This window comes from Deinococcus alpinitundrae (assembly GCF_009982895.1).
GTDB classification, from domain to species: domain Bacteria; phylum Deinococcota; class Deinococci; order Deinococcales; family Deinococcaceae; genus Deinococcus; species Deinococcus alpinitundrae.
Window position 1 is genome coordinate 1 of record NZ_WXZL01000100.1, and the last position, 621, is coordinate 621.

Below are 621 nucleotides of genomic sequence, written 5' to 3' on the forward strand. Positions count from 1 at the left end.
TAGAGCATTTGTCACAATAGAACCTGGGGATGGGCGTGTTTAAACCAGTGTTCGATATCCAAGCGTTTCACGGCGTCCAAAGCGCTGCCAATGGCGTTGATCAGCTCCGGGACCACCCGCCAGGTACCACCGCGCACCAGCGCTTTGATTTTCGAAAACATCAACTCAATCGGGTTGAAATCCGGACTGTAGGGTGAGGTGAACAGCATCTCACAGCCCTGGGCTTCGATGAGCGTCCGAATGGACGCTCGATGATGCGAGGACAGGTTATCCAGCACGACCACTTGGCCTCGACGAAGTGTGGGACACAGAATATTCCGTACGTACCATTCAAAGACGTCACCATCCAAAGCGCCATCGATCACGATGGCAGCCTGCGGCCCAGCCAGACTCAACGCACAAATCAATGTCTGATTTCTCCCATGATTTCTTGGAACTTGGTCAATGGCGCGCGCGTGGCTTGGCGCACGGCCATACCCACGGGTCATCGCGATATGGAAGCCACTCTCGTCCAGAAAGACCAGGCGGTCTGGCTGCTCAAGGTACGCTGTGAGATCATTGAGGAACTGCGTTCGCAGTTCCTCACGGCGTTCTCTGGCGACCAGCGTTTTTTTTATGGGT

Annotated in this window: 1 protein-coding gene; it reads right to left on the minus strand. The window is 54.8% G+C overall.

Translation table 11 applies throughout. The annotated features are described in order from the left end of the window. Nucleotides 1–11 precede the first annotated feature (11 nt). On the minus strand, nt 12–621 hold a 610-nt coding region (locus GUI70_RS22565), incomplete at its 5' end, for an IS630 family transposase (RefSeq protein WP_161884512.1).